The sequence below is a fragment of the Mesorhizobium qingshengii genome (assembly GCF_900103325.1).
Taxonomy (GTDB): domain Bacteria; phylum Pseudomonadota; class Alphaproteobacteria; order Rhizobiales; family Rhizobiaceae; genus Mesorhizobium; species Mesorhizobium qingshengii.
The window spans coordinates 1-1,036 of the sequence record NZ_FMXM01000120.1 but is presented as its reverse complement, the minus strand read 5'-3'; the positions used below and the strand labels follow the sequence as shown (position 1 = coordinate 1,036).

Below are 1,036 nucleotides of genomic sequence, written 5' to 3'. Positions count from 1 at the left end.
GTGCGGCGCGACAATGAAGGTGCGAGCGTTGCGTCAATCAAGATGAGAATGCTGGCGGGTTGGATCGCAGGGAGGGCGTAGCCCGACTGGAGTTTCAACCCGCCAGCGCCGCTGCCTTTTTGGGGGCGTTTGTCTGGTGATCGCGGTCGACCGGGTATGCCGGTGGTTTTTCCGATTTGGAGGAATCACTTTGTGCCCGGCCGCCACGTAACCGATCACCAGATGAGGCTCTACATGAAGTTCCGTCAGACCAATTCGACAGCCGTCGCGGCGGCAAAGGCGTCGATCAGCACGGCCACGGCCTATCGCATCGAGAAGGATTCGAGGCTGCCCTCGCAGAAGAAGGCGCCGCGGGAACGACGCCGTGCCGACCCGCTTGCCGATATTTTTCAGACCGAGGTCGTGCCGATGCTGCAAGCCGCGCCCGGCATTCGCGCGATAGCTATCTTCGAGGAGATGCTGCGCCGCCACCCCGATCTGGGCAACGGCGTTCGCCGCACGCTGGAGCGGCGCGTCCGCTCCTGGCGCGCCGTCCACGGCGTGGAGCAGGAGGTCATCTTCCGACAGGTGCATGAGGCCGGCCGCCTCGGCCTGTCGGATTTCACCGACATGGGTAAAGCCGGCATCACGATCGCCGGCCAGCCGCTCGACCACCGGCTCTATCATTTCCGGCTCGCCTATTCCGGCTTCGAGCACGCTCATGTCGTGCTCGGCGGCGAGAGCTTCGTCGCCCTGGCGGAAGGCCTGCAGAACGCGCTGTGGTCGCTCGGCGGGGCTCCCCGCGAGCATCGCAGCGACAGCCTCTCGCCGGCATTCCGCAACCTGGACAAGGACGCCCGGGCGGACCTGACGCGCCGCTACGACGAACTGTGCGGCCACTACGGCATGACCCCTTCCCGCAACAATCGCGGCATCGCGCATGAGAACGGCTCCATCGAAGGCCCGCACGGCCATCTCAAGCGGGCGATCGACGACGCGGCTCTGATGAGAGGATCGAGCGATTTCGGCGATCTGGTCTGCTACCGCCGCTTCGTCG

Annotated in this window: 1 protein-coding gene; it reads left to right on the top strand. The window is 65.3% G+C overall.

Going from position 1 to position 1,036, the window contains the following annotated elements; genetic code table 11:
* Positions 1–192: 192 nt before the first annotated feature.
* Positions 193–1,036: IS21 family transposase (istA, locus tag BLS48_RS34720; protein ID WP_425284762.1), on the top strand; the 844-nt coding region annotated here is incomplete at its 3' end.